Source organism: Desulfocurvus vexinensis DSM 17965 (assembly GCF_000519125.1).
GTDB classification, from domain to species: Bacteria; Desulfobacterota; Desulfovibrionia; order Desulfovibrionales; family Desulfovibrionaceae; genus Desulfocurvus; species Desulfocurvus vexinensis.
Window position 1 is genome coordinate 54,112 of record NZ_JAEX01000005.1, and the last position, 16,086, is coordinate 70,197.

General features: G+C 72.2%; 15 protein-coding genes and 1 pseudogene. 10 read left to right on the top strand and 6 right to left on the bottom strand.

The genetic code is table 11. The features are described 5' to 3' along the window. Window positions 1-157: 157 nt before the first annotated feature. Window positions 158-1,438 carry a DUF401 family protein gene (locus G495_RS0105675; RefSeq protein ID WP_028587008.1) on the bottom strand — a complete coding sequence of 427 codons (1,281 nt, stop codon included), beginning with the start codon at window positions 1,436-1,438 and terminating at the stop codon, window positions 158-160. A 308-nt stretch (window positions 1,439-1,746) separates the two neighbouring features. Next, the gene (locus G495_RS17845; protein ID WP_051445109.1) at window positions 1,747-2,184 is read right to left on the bottom strand and encodes a DUF2784 domain-containing protein; all 438 of its coding nucleotides are present in this window, start codon (window positions 2,182-2,184) and stop codon (window positions 1,747-1,749) included. A 543-nt stretch (window positions 2,185-2,727) separates the two neighbouring features. Between G495_RS17845 and G495_RS0105685 the strand changes: the two genes are divergently transcribed. After that, the gene (locus G495_RS0105685; RefSeq protein WP_028587009.1) at window positions 2,728-3,573 is read left to right on the top strand and encodes a GNAT family N-acetyltransferase; all 846 of its coding nucleotides are present in this window, start codon (window positions 2,728-2,730) and stop codon (window positions 3,571-3,573) included. Window positions 3,574-4,431: 858 nt separating this feature from the next. Next, the gene (locus tag G495_RS0105690; RefSeq protein ID WP_028587010.1) at window positions 4,432-5,100 is read left to right on the top strand and encodes a hypothetical protein; all 669 of its coding nucleotides are present in this window, start codon (window positions 4,432-4,434) and stop codon (window positions 5,098-5,100) included. Window positions 5,101-5,234: 134 nt separating this feature from the next. Here G495_RS0105690 and rarD read toward each other — a convergent pair whose 3' ends face one another. Further along, entirely contained in the window at window positions 5,235-6,149 is a 915-nt protein-coding gene (rarD, locus tag G495_RS0105695) for an EamA family transporter RarD (RefSeq protein WP_028587011.1), read from the bottom strand. Between the two features lie 445 nt (window positions 6,150-6,594). On the opposite strand from rarD, the gene G495_RS17850 reads away from it, so the two are divergent. Beyond that, complete coding sequence (locus G495_RS17850) at window positions 6,595-7,536, top strand: phosphotransferase (protein ID WP_084457920.1); 942 nt, start codon at window positions 6,595-6,597, stop codon at window positions 7,534-7,536. A 178-nt stretch (window positions 7,537-7,714) separates the two neighbouring features. Further along, window positions 7,715-8,974: an aminoacetone oxidase family FAD-binding enzyme gene (locus tag G495_RS0105705; RefSeq protein ID WP_028587012.1), complete on the top strand. Its 1,260-nt coding sequence runs from the start codon at window positions 7,715-7,717 to the stop codon at window positions 8,972-8,974. Window positions 8,975-9,217: 243 nt separating this feature from the next. Here the strand turns inward: G495_RS0105705 and G495_RS0105710 are convergent, their stop codons facing one another. Beyond that, window positions 9,218-9,724, bottom strand: coding sequence for a peptidylprolyl isomerase (locus tag G495_RS0105710; RefSeq protein WP_028587013.1), 507 nt, complete (start codon window positions 9,722-9,724; stop codon window positions 9,218-9,220). Window positions 9,725-9,838: 114 nt separating this feature from the next. Further along, on the bottom strand, window positions 9,839-10,843 hold the full coding sequence (locus G495_RS0105715; RefSeq protein ID WP_028587014.1) for a glycosyltransferase family protein: 1,005 nt from the start codon (window positions 10,841-10,843) through the stop codon (window positions 9,839-9,841). Window positions 10,844-11,013: 170 nt separating this feature from the next. Here G495_RS0105715 and G495_RS0105720 point away from each other — a divergent pair, with 170 nt between their 5' ends. Further along, window positions 11,014-11,550 (top strand): hypothetical protein, encoded by a 537-nt coding sequence (locus G495_RS0105720; RefSeq protein ID WP_028587015.1) that lies wholly within the window; start codon window positions 11,014-11,016, stop codon window positions 11,548-11,550. Continuing rightward, the gene (locus G495_RS0105725; protein ID WP_035251136.1) at window positions 11,547-12,020 is read left to right on the top strand and encodes a hypothetical protein; all 474 of its coding nucleotides are present in this window, start codon (window positions 11,547-11,549) and stop codon (window positions 12,018-12,020) included. Before G495_RS0105720 ends, G495_RS0105725 begins: the two co-directional genes overlap by 4 nt. 80 nt (window positions 12,021-12,100) lie before the next feature. Here G495_RS0105725 and G495_RS0105730 read toward each other — a convergent pair whose 3' ends face one another. After that, complete coding sequence (locus tag G495_RS0105730) at window positions 12,101-12,370, bottom strand: RNA recognition motif domain-containing protein (protein ID WP_028587017.1); 270 nt, start codon at window positions 12,368-12,370, stop codon at window positions 12,101-12,103. Between the two features lie 291 nt (window positions 12,371-12,661). Here G495_RS0105730 and G495_RS0105735 point away from each other — a divergent pair, with 291 nt between their 5' ends. The 4 genes and pseudogenes from G495_RS0105735 to G495_RS20245 all read left to right on the top strand — a co-directional run bounded on the left by G495_RS0105735 (window position 12,662) and on the right by G495_RS20245 (window position 15,868). Continuing rightward, window positions 12,662-13,453, top strand: a complete 792-nt coding sequence (locus G495_RS0105735; protein WP_169734357.1) for a glutaminyl-peptide cyclotransferase — start codon at window positions 12,662-12,664, stop codon at window positions 13,451-13,453. A 196-nt stretch (window positions 13,454-13,649) separates the two neighbouring features. Next, window positions 13,650-14,076 (top strand): annotated as a pseudogene (locus G495_RS22415) (hypothetical protein). A gap of 330 nt (window positions 14,077-14,406) precedes the next feature. Next, window positions 14,407-15,096: a hypothetical protein gene (locus tag G495_RS0105745; RefSeq protein WP_028587019.1), complete on the top strand. Its 690-nt coding sequence runs from the start codon at window positions 14,407-14,409 to the stop codon at window positions 15,094-15,096. After that, on the top strand, window positions 15,089-15,868 hold the full coding sequence (locus G495_RS20245) for a FlgO family outer membrane protein (protein WP_051445111.1): 780 nt from the start codon (window positions 15,089-15,091) through the stop codon (window positions 15,866-15,868). The genes G495_RS0105745 and G495_RS20245 overlap by 8 nt, the downstream gene beginning before the upstream one ends. The last annotated feature ends 218 nt before the right edge of the window (window positions 15,869-16,086 follow it).

Sequence of the window (16,086 nt, forward strand, 5' to 3'; positions counted from 1 at the left end):
GGAGCAAAGCCCGGCTGGGCGTTGAAAATCCTTGGCCGCAGGCCGCACGGCAGCGGCGCGCTGGCGGCGGGGAACCAGCCGGGCGCGCGCGCCTGGGCATGAGGCGCAAGGGCCGCCGCGTCGCGTCGCGCCGCACGGCGGAACCCGGGGCGGCCCGCTAGCGGATGAGCAGGAAATACCCCGAGCCCCCCAGGGCCAGCAGGGTGCAGGGCACGACCAGCCTGCGCCACGCCCGGCCCAGCTCCACCCGGAAGTACTGGCAGGTGAGGATGAAGCAGATGTGGATGGGCGAGATCATCACGCCCGTGAAGCCGAAGAACTGGGCCAGCACCAGGTAGGGCAGGGTCTGGTCCTGCATGCCCAGGTTGTCCAGCACGCCCAGCAGCAGCGGGAAGGTCGCGCCCACGAAGGCCACGTTGATGCCCGAGATGGCGCCCACCAGGAAGGGCAGGAACACCGCCGAGGCGAACAGGGCCACCCCGCCCCCGGCCATGGCCGCCAGCTCGCGGACCACGCCCGCCGCCTCCATGGTTTCCTTGAACACGAAGATGGCCGCCACCACCAGCAGCATGGCGTACAGGTGGCGGTTGGTCAGGGTCTGGCGCACGGCGGCCAGGGGGAAGCCGGTCTGGGCCAGCAGGGTCACGATGGCCGCGCCCAGGGCCGCCAGCACGCCCCACTCGAAGGGCACCCCGGGCAGCAGCAGGCCGATGCCGCCCTCCAGGGCCACGGCGCCGCCGATGGCCACGACCAGCGGCAGGCCCAGGCCGAGGATGCCCGCCAGGGACGTGGGCGCCGTGGTCACGGGAACGGGCGTCTCCTCGATGCGCAGCCGCCCCGGGCGCAGCACGAAGACCCAGCCCAGCAGCAGCATCAGGGGCACCGCCGGGAAGGTCCAGGCGATGAGCCGGTGGATGGGCACGCCCCCCAGGGAGGCCGTGAGGATGATGCCCGGATACAGCGGCCAGCCCAGCTCCCAGACGTGGCGGAACCAGTAGTTGACCAGGACCTTGTCCTCCCCGTCCACGCGCATGGTGCGGGCCACCTCGCCGACCATGGGCGCCGAGAACACCGCGCCCCCGGGCATGGGCAACAGCCCGATGAGCGCCGGGAAGAACGCCAGCCGCAACCGGGGCGAGCGCATGCGCACGGCCAGGGCGTCCATGAGCCGCCGGGACTGCCCGGTCTTCTCCATGGTCGTGGACAGGGCCATGATCAGCCCGACGATGCCCGCCAGGAAAAGCGTGGTCTGGCTGGTCAGGGCCGCCAGGGCCACCTGGGGCCAGCGCCCCGGGGGCAGGCCGAAGAGCGTCGCGGTCAGCGCCGCGCCGCACAGGATGGAGGTGCCCAGGCCCAGGCGCAGGCGGATGCCCGCGAGCATGGCGGCGAAGGCGGCAAGGACTTTGGCCAGGGGCAGCAGGGCGGCGAAGGATTCCATGGTGCTCGGTCCGGGCTTGCGGGGCGACGGCGGGCCGGGGCCTCGGCGGTGGAGTGGGGGCTGCGGGGCGGCGCCCGGCGCAGGGGGCGGGTCGCCCCAAGGCGGCAATCTGCCGTGTTGTTGCGGAAAATTCAAGCCCTTGCGGAGGCGGAACCTGCCAGGGCCGGGCCGCCACAACCCCACGGGCCCGGTGCGGAAAGCGCAAACGCCTGGGGGGGGCGAACCGCGCGGACGGGGGCATTGCCGCGCGCCGCAGTGCTCCCGGGCGGCGCGCGCGGGCGGCGCTGCGGCGTCCGGCCCGGGCTGCGTCAGCCCCGCCCGGGCGGGCGGCTTTTCTCCCCGGCCCGGGGGCGGCGCGCCGGGGGCACCAGCCGCCAGGTGAGCACCATGACCGCCAGCAGGGCCAGGTAGAGGACGGTGAAGACCTCCTGGGGCAGGTCCCAGTAGAAGATGCGCTCGGCCCAGAAGGCGGTGAAGGGCGAGGTGTAGCGCCCGGGCGTCCCGGCGGCGCGGCGCAGGGCGTCCTCCCAGGTGGTCAGCGGGCAGGCCAGGCCGAGCACGGCCTCGGCGGCCACCACGGCCATGGCCCCCAGGTGGGCCATGCGCCAGCCCCGGCGGCGAACGAAGCCCCAGCCCGCCAGGGCCCCGGCCCATACCGCCAGCAGGCCGACGACGATGAACGCCGCCAGCAGGGCGTGCAGCGCAAGGACCACGTCGGCCAGCACGAGCAGGGCGGAGGGCGACATGGCCCCAGGATGCCCCGCCGGGCGGCGGAAGGCAAGCGGGCCCGGGCGCAGGGAGGGGGCGGGCGCGGGCGAAGCAAGGCGGAGCGGGCGGGCGCGGGGAAGGTGCCGGGCGGGCGCGGGGCGGCGCTGCCGCAGCACGGGAGGGCAGTGCCGTGATCCGGGCCGGCCTGGGCCTGCGGGCGGCTCCGGGGGAGGAGGACGGAGCGGGCGGGCGGCGTCAGGCGGCTGGGCCCCGCACGGGCGGCGCTGCCACGGCACGAAGGGGCGGCGACGTGATTCGGGCGAATTCCGGGCGCGCGGGCGGCGCGCAAGATGACTCCCGGGCCCTGGGCGCGGGTGGGCGCGCATGGGCATCACGCCCGTGCGCCGCGTGCGTCAGGGCCTTGGGCGCGCGGACGGCGCCGCGCCCCGGGCCGCTGGCCCCGGCGGGCTTGTCATCGCCACGGCTCTTCCCTACACTGGCCGGGCCTGCGGCGCCCGCGCCGCCTTCGACAACGAGCAGCCCAGGCCCGGCCCGCGCCGGGCCGTCATCTTGGAGGAACCATGGCCAGCCCCGAGACCCTTGTGCGCCCCATGCGCCGCGAGGAGCTGGACCTCGCCCTGCGCTGGGCCACCGAGGCGGGCCGCAACCCCGGGTTGCGCGACGCCGAAGCCTTCTGGGCCGCCGATCCGCAAGGGTTCTGGGTGGCCGAGGCGGACGGCGAGCCCGTGGCCGCCCTGGCCGCCGTGGACCACGGCGGCTTCGGTTTCGTCGGCCTGTATTTCGTGCGCCCCGACCGGCGCGGCCAGGGCCACGGGCGGGCCCTGTGGCGCACGGCCACGGCCCGGCTGGCGGGCCTGGGCGCCGGGCTGCACGCCCTGCCCGGGCAGGTGGAGCACTTCCGCCGGGCCGGGTTCGTCCCGTCCTACGAGCTGGTGCGCTTCTGCTGGGACCAGCCGCCCGACCCGTGCATCGCCGAACGGCTGGTGCCCCTGGAGGACGTGCCCCTGGCCGACGTGCTGGCCTACGACCGCACGGGCTTCCCCGGCGCGCGCGCGGCCTTTTTGCGCCGCTGGCTGGCCATGCCCAACGCCCGGGGCCTGGCCGTGGCCCACGACGGCGAACTGCTGGGCTACGGCGTGGTGCGCACCTGCGGGCAGGGCAGCACCATCGGCCCGCTGCTGGCCGAGGACTGCGACACGGCGGAAACCCTGCTCCTGGGCCTGGGGGCGGCGGCGGAGGACACCCCGGTGTTCCTGGACATGCCCTTGCCCAACGTACGCGGGGTGCGCATGGCCGGGCGCTGGGGCATGCGCGAGGTCTCGCGCCTGGTGCGCATGGACAGCGGCCCCGAGCCGGACGTGGACCTGTTCAAGATCTTCGGCGTGGCCAGCCTGGACCTGGGCTGAGGCCCCAGGGCGCGGGCCGCAGGGCCCGGGGTGCCAGCCCGGTGCGCGCAGGGCCCAGGCTCGGGCAGGGCCCGCAATACTCCCCGTTGTGCGCCAGTCCGTGCGCGCGCAGGGCCCGGGGCTGGCAGCCGTGTGCGCGCAGGCCGCAGGCGATTTTCGCGTGCGGGCGCTGCGGGAGTGGGGCGCCAGCCCGGTGCGCGCGGGCCGCAGGGCCGCCAGCCCGTGTGCGGTCACGGCGGGGCGGATTTCTGGGCCCCGGGTCGCTTTTGTCTTGATTGTTCGCTCAACCAGTGCTATTTCTGGCCCTGTCACACGCCTCCTCCAGGCGGATGACGGACTACGGGGCCGAAGGCCCCGGACACAGCCTCCATACCAACCAGCAGAAAGAGGCCCGGGGAACGGTTCCCCGGGCCTCTTTCCTGTTTGGCGCGCCGCCCGGCAGGCCGCCGGAAGCGCCTCCCTGCCGCGTTGCCGCGAGACGTTCGCGCCCTGGCTGCGCAACCGTGGGACAGGGTGGTTTTTCCGCACCGCATCGCTCGCCGCGCCCCCGGTGAACCCTGGCGCCGGCCTGTGCGCCTCCGGCGGGCGGGTTGTCTTTTCGTGTTGGCCGTTCAGGCAGACCACAGGGCCTAGCCAATCGGTATGGATGCCTTCTATTCGCAGTCGCGCTATTCGCATCAAAAAAGCGATACGAACAGGCCCGGAATCGTGCCGCGCCCACCTCGTCCGTTTTCGACCCGAAAACGCAACCCAGCGCAACGAATTGAGAATTGACGGGTTTTGCGAAATTAAGGATAATCGCGCCAAACAGATTCGACGAAATCCTCAGAGACTGAAATTCGCGTGTCGGAGAAAACCATGGAAAAGAGCGTGGACGAAATGCTGGCCGCCAGCACGGCAGCCGTGGCCCAGGAGCAGCAGGGCGTGGCCCAGGAGCCGTCCGTCGCCAGGGTGGAGGTCGATGCGGCCACCATGTACGATATCATGGGCCCCAGGGACACGTGGATGGCCTGGGTGAAGAAGACGGCCATCTCGTACCTGTGGACGCTGGGAGGGACAGCAGTGCTGGTGGCCCTTGGCATTGCGAATGAGAAAAACGGTTTTGGTTTTGTGTGTTGGCTTGGTAGCCTGTTGGGCCTCCTTTTCGTCTTCGTCGTGACGCTCGAGCAGCTTTGCAGGCTGGGTCCTTCCTGGAAGCAGCGTCGGCATCGCAAGAGCCTGTACGACAAGGTGCAGAGGGGAGAGGTCAAGGTGGACTTCCACGTCCCCTACAAGATGCTGCCCTTCGAGAACTACTTCTTCATCAGCTCGAGGGAGGGCATCGTCTGCTTCAAGGACCGGGTGCTGCCGCTGAAGGATCTTTACCGCACCGCGACGAGGGAGAAGAGCGACGGGCAGGTGAGCCACCGTTACTTGCTTTTGCACTTCCGGAACCTGGGCGAGCCGATCCAGGCCGTCTGGTTCAAGAGCAACTTCCAGCTTGAGCAGCAGTATGAACGGCTGATCAACTACCTGGGATGGACTTAGACCTCCGGGCCAAGGGACGAAAAGGGGCGGAGCAGGTTCCCTGCTCCGCCCTTTTTTTGCCCCGCAGGTGGCCCAAGGCGTTGGAAGCCGTGGGCGGGAAGCCCGGCCCGGGCGCGGTTTCCGTGTGCCCGGCTTCAGCCCTCGCGCGGCAGGCCGCCGCGTGCCGGGCGCAGGCTGCGCAGGCCGTCCGCCGTGTACAGCGCCACCCCGGCCCAGATGAGCAGGAAGGTCAGCATGTGCGCGGAGGTGAAGGGCTCGCGGTAGACGAAGACCCCCAGCAGGAACATGCCCGTGGGTGCCAGGTATTGCAGCACGCCCACCGTGGACAGGCGCAGCCTGCGCGCGGCGAAGGCGAAGAGCAGCAGCGGCGTGGCCGTGACCACCCCGGCCCCGGCCAGCAGCAGGTCCGTGCTCCAGCCCAGGTGCCCCAGGGCGCCCAGGCCCTGGGCCTCGCGCAGCCAGAGGTAGCCCGTGGCGGGCAGCCCGAGGACCAGCGTCTCGAAGAGCAGGCCGTTCAGGGATTCCACGGCGGCCACCTTGCGCGCCAGCCCGTAGAGCCCGAAGGTCAGCGCCAGGACCAGCGCCAGCCAGGGCGCGCGCCCGAAGTGCCAGACCATGTTCAGCACCCCCGCCGTGGCCAGCAGGATGGCCATCGTCTGCACCCGGCGCAGCCGGTCGCGGAAGACCAGGAAGCCCAGCAGCACGTTGACCAGCGGGTTGATGTAGTAGCCCAGGCTGGATTCCACGACGTGGTCGTTGTTCACCGCCCAGATGTACAGGAACCAGTTGGCCGACACGAGCATGCTCGACACGGCCAGCAGCAGCACGTCGCGCCGCGAACGCAGGGCGTGGGCCACCCCGGCCCAGCCCCGGCGCAGCGTGACCACCAGCGCCAGGAAGACCAGCGACCAGACGATGCGGTGGCAGAGCAGCTCCAGGGGCGGCACGGCGCCCAGGGCCTTCCAGTACACGGGCAGCAGCCCCCAGATGAGGAACGCGCACAGCCCGGCGGCGATGCCCGTGTGCGAGGGGGAGAGGGGCGAAGGCATGGTGTTTCCGAGGTGGCTGGGGTTGGGCAGGCGCCTGCACTGTAATCCTTCGGGCCGGGGCGTCAAGGCCCGCGCGGGCCGGGAGCCCTGGCGCGGTGGGAGTTTCGTCCGCCGGGGCGGCCTGCGCGGCGCCCTGGGCGCGTGGCGGCGGGGCGGTTCCCGGCGGGGCATGGCTCTGGGCGTTCTTGTTGCCCACGGGCAGGGTGCCTCGGTCCTCTGTTCTGTGGGGAGTGCTCCGCATCGGACAGGGCTGCCGCTCCTTCCCGGGAGGGCGCGGGTGTACCGGAGGATGCAGGGCAGCGTCATCTGCCCGGAAGGCGTTTGCTCTCGCGGGGAACTCCGCCCGCCGGAGAGCTTCCGCCCGGCAGGACCGCCGGGGAAGCCGCCCGGGCGGCCCCTGCGCGCGGCGCTTTCCCGCCGGGGCGCGGTCTGCTATGAGGGCGCCATGCACAGCTTCGCCCGCCCCGGGGCCGCCCACGTCGCCCCGGACTCTTCCGCTCTTTGCGCCCCGCCGCCTTGGGCCGTGGAGGCCCTTGCGGCCTTCGGCCTGGACTGTGCGCGGCTGCGGCCCGGGCTGCCCCTGGCCGCCAGCCCCGAGCGCTGCGCCCTGCGCGCCGCAGTGGAGGACCGCCACGGCGCTCTGTGGGTCCTGGAGCGGCTGCATCCCGGCCAGCAGGCCCGCCGCGAGGCCGTGGCCCGCGTGCAGCAGGCGCTTGCCGCCGCCGGGCTGGCCGGGGTGCCCGCGTGGCTGCCCGCCCGCGCCGGGGGCCAGCTCTGGCAGGTGGCGCCCTTCGTGCACGGCGACCCGCTGCCGCGCCCGGCCTATGTGGAAGACGCCGCGCGGGGCGCGGCCCCGGAGCACACCGCTCCGGCGGCGGACCTGCCCGCCTTCGCCTTTGAGCTGCGCGCCACCGTGGGCCGCACCCGGCCCGCCCTGGGCGCAGCCCTGGACCCCATCCTGGCCGCCCTGGCGCCGCTGTTCGCGGCCTGGGCCGAGTTGCCGCGCACCCTGGTCCACGGCGATCTGCATCCCCTGAACGTGCTTTGGCGCGGGCAGGAGGTGGCCGCGGTGGTGGACTGGGAGTTCGCCGGGCAGGGGCCGGACCTCTACGACGCCGCCAACCTGCTGGGCTGCGTGGGCAGCGAGGACCCTTCGGCCCTGGGCCGGGGGCTGTGCGCGGCGCTGCTGGCCGGGCTGCGCGCGGGCGGCGTGCTGCGCGCGGACAACGCCCCCTGGCTGCACCCGCTGCTGGTGGCCGTGCGCCTGGGCTGGCTGTCGGAATGGCTGCGCAAGAACGACCGCGAGATGCTGGACATGGAACTGGACTACCTGCGCCTGCTCACGCGCAGCCGTGGGGCCCTGGAGCGGGTCTGGGGGCTGGGGTGATGGCGCGGCGCCGTTGCCCTGGGGTTCGCCCGGGCTGCCGCCAGGAGCCCAGCCGGAGTTGCGCCCGGGGGTTTTGTTCCGTGCTTCGTGTGGGGGCTTCCCCGGGGCTGGCGCCCCGCGCGGCCTCTGTCCCTGCCTCCCGTGCCGTCCACGCCGCCGGGGGCGGCGCCCCCCGGCCATGAAGCAGCCCTGGGACGTGATCGTGGCCGGGGCCGGGGCTGCGGGGCTGTTCTTCGCCGCGCGGGCGGCGCGCCGGGGGCTGGCCGTGCTGGTGCTCGACCCGGGGGCGCCCATGGGCGGGGCGGCGCGCAAGGTGCGCGTCAGCGGCGGCGGGCGCTGCAATTTCACCAACCTGGACATGGACCCCGGGCGGTATCTGTGCGCCAACCCGCATTTCACGCGCTCGGCCCTGGCGCGCTTCACGCCGTGGGACGCCGTGGCCTGGCTGGGCGAACACGGCCTGGGCTACGAGGAGAAGGCCCCGGGGCAGCTCTTTTGCGCCCAGGGCGCCGCCGCCGTGGCCACGGCCCTGGAGGCCGACTGCGCCGGGGCCGGGGTGCGCCTGGAGCTGGGCCGCCCGGTGCGCGGCGTGGAGCGCGCGGGCGACGGCTTTTCCGTGGCCACCGAGGGCGGCGCCCTGGCCGCCCGGGCCGTGGCCGTGGCCACGGGGGGCCTGTCCTGGCCTGCGGTGGGCGCCTCGGGCCTGGGCTTCGAGGTCGCGGCGGCGCTGGGGCTGCGCGTGGAGCCGCCGCGCCCGGCCCTGGTACCCCTTGTTTGTGGGAGCCAGGGGGGCAGCAAGGGGGGCAGTTGGCCCTACGCGGACCTCGCCGGGGTGGCCCTGCCCGCGCGCGTGGCCTGCGCGGGCGCGGCCTTCACGGATGACCTGCTCTTCACCCACAAGGGCCTCTCCGGCCCGGTGATCCTGCAAATTTCAACCTATTGGCGGCGCGGCGCGGCACTCTCCATCGACCTGCTGCCCGGCCAGGACGCCGCCGCGCTGCTCGCCGCCGCCCGCAGCGCCAAGGGCCGGGGCCGGGCCCTGGTGCGCAACTTCCTGGCCGCGCACCTGCCCGCCCGCCTTGCCGCGCGCCTCGCCGCCCAGGTGGCGGCCCCGGCGCCCGCGCCCAGGCCCGGGGCCGCGCCGCTTGCCCTGGCCGACACGCCCCTGGCCGACCTCACGGCCCCGCAACTGCACGCCCTGGCCCAGGCCCTGGGCGCCTGGACCGTCCTGCCCACGCGCAGCGAAGGCTGGGCCAAGGCCGAAGTCACCGCCGGAGGCGTGGATACCGCCGTCCTGTCCTCCCAGACCATGGCCGCCCGCCACATCCCCGGCCTGTATTTCCTCGGCGAAGTCCAGGACGTCACCGGCCACCTCGGCGGCTACAACCTCCACTGGGCCTGGGCCAGCGCGCACGCGGCGGCGCTGGCGGTGGGGTGAGGGGGATGCAGCGTTAGTTGAGCAGTATTTCTGCACGGCTCTTGTGAAAATGTGCCTGTGTGCTTTGACTTCCGGGCATGAACAGCATCGCGCCGACTCCATGCGGAATCGGCGCGGTGTTTTTTGACTGCCGTTTTCATCCTTGCTCCGCCGCGTAACCGCTCGGCTTTTTGCTGTGCGGTTGAGCGGCGGCGTATGGGGGGGAGGAGCCGTTGGCCTCTGGGCGGCGCCCAGGCTTTTCCCCTACTCGAAACGCGAGGCGGAGTTGATGTAGACGGGGTCGCCGGGGACGTCCTGGTGGCCGCCGACGGATTTGGTGCGCACCTTGCGGATCTTGTCCACGGTGTCCAGGCCTTCGACGACCTTGCCGAAGACGCAGTAGCCCCAGCCCTGCTCGGTGGGGGCGCTGTGGTCGAGGAAGGCGTTGTCCACGGTGTTGATGAAGAACTGGGCGGTGGCGGAATGCGGGTCCATGGTGCGGGCCATGGCCAGGGTGCCGCGCTCGTTCTTCAGGCCGTTGTTGGCCTCGTTCTCGATGGGCGCGCGGGTGGCCTTTTCCTTCATCATCCCGGTCATGCCGCCGCCCTGGATCATGAAGTTCTCGATGACGCGGTGGAAGATGGTGCCCGCGTAGTGCTCGGCGTCCACGTATTGCAGGAAGTTGGCGACGGTCTTGGGGGCCTTGTCCTCGAAGAGTTCGACGAGGATGTCGCCCTTGGAGGTCTCGATGAGGACCATGGGGTTGGACATGGGGGTCTCCTTGCGGCTGGATTTTTTGGGGCCCGGCCCGTGGGGGCGGGCATTGGCTGCGGTCGGGGCCGCTGGTTGCCGGTGGGCTGGTCATAGGCAAATTCGGCGCGGCTGTCACCCCCGGGGCGGGGCCGGAGCGCCGCTGGCCATGGCCAGGAAGCCCGCGCGCAGGGCGGGCTCGGGCGTGGTTTCGGCGAAGTGCAGGTAGAGCACGCGCAGCACCGAGCGCAGCAGCGCGCTGGCGCTGGCCTGGCGCGCGGCCACCAGGGCCGGGGCGCCGTGCCGGGTGAGCCAGGCGGAGAACTCGCGGGCGCGGTGGGCGGCGCGGTGGGCGGCGTCGATGCGCGCCAGGCCGCTGGCCCCGGCGCGCTCGCGGGCCCCGGGGTCGGCCAGCAGGGCGCGGGCCGTGGCCAGCAGGGCGTCCATGTCGCCGGGCGGGTAGGTGAACAGGTCGCGCCCGGGGGTGAAAAGCATGTCCTGGCCATGGCCGACCTCGGGGGTCAGCAGGCAGGCCCCAGAGCCCAGGGCCTCGAAGACGCGGAAGTTCAGGTCGCCGCGCTCGCAGTAGTTGAGCACCACGCGCGCCTGGGGGAACAATTCGCCGAAGTCGCCCCGGGCGACGTGCAGCCCCGGGCAGCGCGCGCCGAGCTCGCGCAGGAAGGCGTGGCGCCCGGGGGTGGTGGCGGGGTCCACGGTTCCGGCGAAGAGCAGATCCCACTGCCGGGGCCCGGGGCGCGGGCCGGTGTGGTCCGGCGCCCAGGGCGGCAGCCAGAGCACGCGCCCGGGGTCGCTGCGCAGGGCGGCGAAGCGGGGCAGGTGGTCGCGCAGGCTCACGGAGCACAGGTCGAAGGCCCGGGAGTAGAGCGGGTGCCAGGAGTGGATGTGCGTGTCCACGAAATGCATGACCGTGAGGCAGGGCCAGCGCTCCACGCCGAAAAGCACGGGCGGCAGGCTGGCGTCGCCCATGGCCACGGCGTCGGGCGCGCGCCCGCAGGCGGCCACGACCTCGTCCCAGGTCACGAAGCCGGGGCTGCGGCGCTCCAGGAGCGTGACGGCCCAGCCGTGGGCGGCGAGCCCGGCGCTGAAGTAGGGGTGGCCGATCCAGCACAGATGTTTCATTTTGCCAGTCCTGGCGGGAGGTTCCCGCCTGGGCAGCATACACGCTTTGCCCGGGGTGGGGAAGGGCGGGCCGGGGGCGGGGATGCGTGCGGCGGGTTGAGCCCGGGAGCAAAACGGTTTATGCAACTGCTCCACGGGCCGCGCGCCCGGCAACCGTCAAGGAGGCGACAATGAGCGAACTGCAAGTCAAGCCCGTGCAGCCCAAGCCGGCTTTCGATTTCATGTATTTCCTGGAAATCTGTGGCGAGTCGCGCATCGAGGGCGACCTGCTGGACCGCCTGGAGGCGGCCTGGACCGACTGGCGCGACCGGTTGCACGCCTACCATCTGGTGCCCTCCACCGCCGGGCCCGACGAGGGCTTTCTGCTCGTCTGGCTGACCGAGGGCGTGGAGGAGGCCGTGGAGCAGGGCTGGGCCGAGGGCGAGAAGAGCGGCATGTTCTTCCACAACCTGGCCATCACCCTGGTCATGAGCGCGGCGCGCAGCCTGGTGCCCGAGCTGGAGGAGCACTGCACGCCCCTGCCGCGCCCGGGGGCGGAGGTCCTGGACTTCATGGAGAGCATGGACCTGGAATGGAACCCGCAGCTCGGGGCACTGAACCGCCAGTACGCCGTGTACACGCCCATGCCCTACCGGGGCGGCTGCGAGGTCTGCATGCAGGCCAACACCTGCCCCAACTCGACCCTTGGGTCGCAGGTCCGGCAATGACGGCCCAGGGCATGGACGGGCTGCGCGCGCATGTGCGCGCCGTGGTCCTCGGGCGGCTGGAGCGCCTGGGGCGCGAGGAACTGCGCCGCGAGGCGGTGTCGGAATTTTTGGGCGTGACCCTGGGGGCGGACCCGGAAACGGCCCGGCGCACCGCCGCGCTGGTGCCGCCGCTCATGGACGAGCTCTACGCCCGCTGGGTGGACATGTTCGTGGAGCGCTTCTTCGAGACGGTGCCGCCGGACCAGATCGGGCTGCTGTGCGACGGCAGCGAGCACAACGACGCCACGCTGTGCCTGGTCTACGTGATGTTCCTGGAATCGGCGCGCATGGAGCGGCAGATGGACCAGGACCTGCGCGACTACGCGGCGCGCATGAGCGGGACCGACGACACCGGGGACCTCGCGGCCTCGTACATCCGGGCGCGCATGGCGCGGCTGGGGGCGGCGCTCAAGGGCCCGTCCAACAACTAGGCGCGCGCCCCGGCAAGGGAAAGCCCGCCCCGCCTTGCGGCGGGGCGGGCTTTTTTTGCGGGTTCATGCCCTAGGTGGCGCTACCACCGGCGGGGCGCGCGGGGCGCGCGAGGCTTGGCCTCGTTCACCCGCAGGGTGCGCCCGCCGAATTCGGTGCCTTCCAGGGCCTCGATGGCCTTGGCGGCATCGGCGTCTTCCATTTCCACGAAAGCGAAGCCGCGCGGGCGTCCGGTGTCGCGGTCGGAGACGAGCTTGACGGAGGTGACCCCGCCGAACTGGCCGAACAGGTCGCGGAGTTCCTCTTCGGTGGCACTCCAGGGCAGATTGCCGACATAGATGGACTTGGGCATTTCGCAAAAACTCCTTGCAAAAAGAAAAGTCGCGTGTCCTTTTCACACCGGGGCAAACCCTTCCTCGGCGTTTGGACTATGAATTCCTCATGGATGGTCGCCAATCAAATGTCAAACTTTTTTTTGGGGAATTTTGAACGGTATTGCAGTGCTGTCATTGCAGCGTGCACCCTGGCCCGGCCACTGTTGGCTGGCGCGTGCTGCACGCAGCAGGCGGGGCCCCGCCCGGGGCGGAGCAGGGGGGATGCGCAGCCCGCAGCCACGCGGACAGGGCAGGCCGGGCCCCGCAGCGTGGGCCCGGCGTGGCGTCGCACCCTGGTTGCGGGCGTCGTACTGCTGGGCCTGGCGTGCATGGCGGCCCCGGCCCGGGCCGGGGCGGGCGGCGCGCCGGTGCTTGTGCCGCGCGTTGCGGCAACGCTGCCCCACGACCCCGGGGCCTTCACCCAGGGGCTGTTCTTCACTGGGGGGCGGCTGTTCGAGACCACCGGGCTGCGCGGCGCCTCGCGGATCATGGAGCTGGACCCGGCCAGCGGGCGGGTGCTGCGCTCCCGGGCCCTGCCCGACGCGTATTTCGGCGAGGGCGCCACGGCGGTGGGCGAGCTGGCCGTATGGCTGACCTGGACCTCGGGCCGGGCCTTCGTCCTGGGGCTGGACGATTTCGCCCCGCGCGGGGAGTTCAGCTATTCCGGCCAGGGCTGGGGGCTGACGGGCGACGGGCGCGTGCTTTACATGAGCGATGGCTCGGACGTGCTCACCGTGCGCGACGCGCAGACCTTCGCCGTGCTCGGGCGCCTGGAGGTGCGCGACGGGGACGCGCCCGTGGAACTGCTCAACGAGCTGGAATGGGCGGACGGCGAGATCCTGGCCAACGTCTGGCACAGCGCGCGGGTGGCGGCCATCGACCCCGCCACGGGTCGGGTGCGCCGCTGGCTGGACCTGGGCCCCCTGGTGCCCCCCGGGCTGGGCCCCGAGGCCGTGGCCAACGGCCTGGCCTGGGACGCGGGCGCGCGCAGGCTCTACGCCACAGGCAAGCTCTGGCCGGTGCTCTATGTCCTGGACCTTGGCCCGGCTCCGGCCCCCTGACGCGCGCAGACACGACGGCGCGAAAGCCCGCCGGGCCCGCCTGGCGGTCCCGGCTCCCGGGCGCGCGAAGACGCGACCCTGGCCGCCATTTTTTCTAGACAAAGTCTGGATTCCGTGCTCTAAACAGGAAAGCCTCACGATGGATTGAAGCCCGGGGCGGCCCGTCCGGCCCGGGAAAAGGCAAGGGGGACCAGGAATGCCGCAGGTCGCAGCGCGCGTGTCCGACGAACACGAGCAGTGGCTCAAGGAGTACTTCCGCACCAAGAGCGCGGGGGCCGAGTTCGTGGTGCCCTGGGCGGTGGACACCTTTTTCCGCTCCATCAATTCCATCCGCGGCCAGTTCTCCTCCGCCGAGCTCAAGACCATCCTCGAAGCCCACAAGGACGTGAAGCTGCTGCCGGACCAGTCGCGCCTGGCCTACCTCCAGCTGCGCGTGCAGGACGCCTGCGAGCTGGCCATGGTCAACACCAAAATACGGCGCCAGCAAGGCCAACCTGGAGGCCAAGATCAAGCGCCTGAACGACACCCAGGCCGCCGCGCTGATGATCTGGGCCACGGCCTACTGGGTCTCCAAGGAGTGGAAGGACATCGACATGGACGACTACGTGCGCGACGTGAGCTGACGCCCGGCGTCCCCTGCGTCTCTTTCCGCCGCCAGGCCGCGCCCTGCGCGGCTTTTTTTGTCTGCTGGCCGGGGCGGGGCTGGGTCTGGACCCGGGGCTGGAAAAGTCCTTTTGCGGGCCGCTTGAAAATGGTGGGCTGGTGGCGCGCAGCAACACGGCCGCCGCGCTTCGGGGCCGCCGCGAAGGCCCGGATTTCTTGGGCAACGCGGGGGGCCGCCATTTTTCAAAAAGCTGTTAAGTCCCGGGGCGAGGGGGCCGATAAGATCGGTGAGCCCATGGACGGGGCGCGTGCCGCGTGGCGCCGCCTGCCGGACGGGCAAGGAAGCCGACATGATCAAAGCGTTTCTCGCCGTCCTCGGACTGGCGATGCTGGCGGGCTGCCAGTCGCAGCTGCCCTACGCCACGACCTATCCCATGACCGGGCAGCACAAGATGCAGGCCGCGCAGCACTGGAACGTGCTGGCCGCCGATGTGGCCGGTCGCGTCCACGCCGCCCTGGACGACCGGATGGACCTGCGCCAGCTGGCCATCGACGTGGACACGGACCAGGCCCCCGGGCCGTTCCACCAGGTCTTCCGCGAGCTGCTGGTCTCCAACCTCGTGCAGCGCGGGGTGCAGGTGGCCGACCTGGAGGAGAACCAGCTGGAACTGGTCTACAAGGTCCAGGTGCTGCGCCACGGGGCGCGCATCCAGCGGCCCGTGCCCGGGCTGTTGACGCTCATCGGCGCGGGCATCGCCGTCTCGCGCGACGTGACCACCGAGTTCATCTACGGCGCGGCCCCGGCGGGCCTGCTGGCCGACGTGGCCGCCGGGCACCTGGCCAGCCACTCCAACCAGGAGGTGATCATCACCACCCGGCTGGTGTGGAAAAACCGCTACGTCATGCACGCCTCGGACATCTACTACATCAACGACGAGGACTACCTGCACTACGGCAGGCCCCTGCGCGCCGCCGGTTCCGCAGCGCGCGGGCAGACGGGCAGCCTCGAATCCACGCCCATGGGGGTCCGCAATGAATAGGCAGCCCCGCGCAGCGCGCGCCCTGGTGGCGGTCCTGGCCCTGGCCCTGGCCCTGTGCGCCGCCCTGGCCGGATGCATGAGTTTTGGCATGTCCGACCCCGAAAAGCCCAAGGGCTACCGCCAGCCCCTGAGCGCGTCCTGGGAGGGCGACGCCTTCATCGCCGAGAACCACACCGCCGCCGACGGGCTGGTGGAGAACCTGGAAAACCGCCTGCCCGACGAGGCGCGCATCATGTGCGCGACCTTCGTCAGCCTGGACGACTTCGACAAGACCTCGGGCTTCGGACGGCTGGCCGCGGCGCAGTTCGCCTCGCGGCTGGCCCAGGCCGGGTTCTCGGTCATCGAGTTCCGCCTGCGCAGCGAGATGGGCGTGCGCGTGGGCGAGGGCGAGTTCCTGCTTTCGCGCCAGACCGCCCAGTTCATGCGCGAGAGCTACGACGCCCACGCCGTGCTCGTGGGCAGCTATGTGGTGGACCGCTCGGCGGTCTTCGTCTCCGGCCAGGTGGTGCGCCTGGACACGGGGGTGGTGGTGGCGGCCTACGACTACGCCGTGCCCAACCGGGGGCTGGTGGCCCGGCTTTTGCGCGGCGAGGAGCCCGGGCCGGACTTCGAGAACTTCCTGCGCAGGCGGGCGGTGGCCGAGCTGGCCTCGCCCGAGGTCATCAAGGCCGCCAAGGGCGCCCCGGCGGCGGCCCCGGCCAAGGCCAAGGCCGCCCCGGCTGCGGACGCCACCGCGCCCATCCGGCTGTTCCCGCCCACGCGGGTGCAGTAGGCAACGCGTCAAGCCCGGCTGCGCGCCCATCCGGCTGTTCCCGCCCCCGCGGGTGCGGCAGGGGCGCCCGGGGCCGGGTTGGCCGCGCCGTCCCGGAGCCCACGGGCCTGCCGCTCCCCGCGCGGGGCGCGATTGCGGGGAGCGCACAGGAATAAAACACCAGGAATGCTGCCTCCCGCGCGCGGGGCGGCGGCTGTGGGGCTTCCGGCCCGGGCCGG

What these genes read in the sequence shown, in the direction of transcription:
- G495_RS0105685 (WP_028587009.1), top strand. Translation starts at nt 2,728, where the DNA reads ATGGCCAGCCCCGAGACCCTTGTGCGCCCCATGCGCCGCGAGGAGCTG.
- G495_RS0105675 (WP_028587008.1), bottom strand. Translation starts at nt 1,438, where the DNA reads ATGGAATCCTTCGCCGCCCTGCTGCCCCTGGCCAAAGTCCTTGCCGCC.
- G495_RS0105710 (WP_028587013.1), bottom strand. Translation starts at nt 9,724, where the DNA reads ATGTCCAACCCCATGGTCCTCATCGAGACCTCCAAGGGCGACATCCTC.
- G495_RS17845 (WP_051445109.1), bottom strand. Translation starts at nt 2,184, where the DNA reads ATGTCGCCCTCCGCCCTGCTCGTGCTGGCCGACGTGGTCCTTGCGCTG.
- G495_RS0105690 (WP_028587010.1), top strand. Translation starts at nt 4,432, where the DNA reads ATGGAAAAGAGCGTGGACGAAATGCTGGCCGCCAGCACGGCAGCCGTG.
- rarD (WP_028587011.1), bottom strand. Translation starts at nt 6,149, where the DNA reads ATGCCTTCGCCCCTCTCCCCCTCGCACACGGGCATCGCCGCCGGGCTG.
- G495_RS0105705 (WP_028587012.1), top strand. Translation starts at nt 7,715, where the DNA reads ATGAAGCAGCCCTGGGACGTGATCGTGGCCGGGGCCGGGGCTGCGGGG.
- G495_RS0105725 (WP_035251136.1), top strand. Translation starts at nt 11,547, where the DNA reads ATGACGGCCCAGGGCATGGACGGGCTGCGCGCGCATGTGCGCGCCGTG.
- G495_RS20245 (WP_051445111.1), top strand. Translation starts at nt 15,089, where the DNA reads ATGAATAGGCAGCCCCGCGCAGCGCGCGCCCTGGTGGCGGTCCTGGCC.
- G495_RS0105715 (WP_028587014.1), bottom strand. Translation starts at nt 10,843, where the DNA reads ATGAAACATCTGTGCTGGATCGGCCACCCCTACTTCAGCGCCGGGCTC.
- G495_RS0105730 (WP_028587017.1), bottom strand. Translation starts at nt 12,370, where the DNA reads ATGCCCAAGTCCATCTATGTCGGCAATCTGCCCTGGAGTGCCACCGAA.
- G495_RS17850 (WP_084457920.1), top strand. Translation starts at nt 6,595, where the DNA reads ATGCACAGCTTCGCCCGCCCCGGGGCCGCCCACGTCGCCCCGGACTCT.
- G495_RS0105745 (WP_028587019.1), top strand. Translation starts at nt 14,407, where the DNA reads ATGATCAAAGCGTTTCTCGCCGTCCTCGGACTGGCGATGCTGGCGGGC.
- G495_RS0105720 (WP_028587015.1), top strand. Translation starts at nt 11,014, where the DNA reads ATGAGCGAACTGCAAGTCAAGCCCGTGCAGCCCAAGCCGGCTTTCGAT.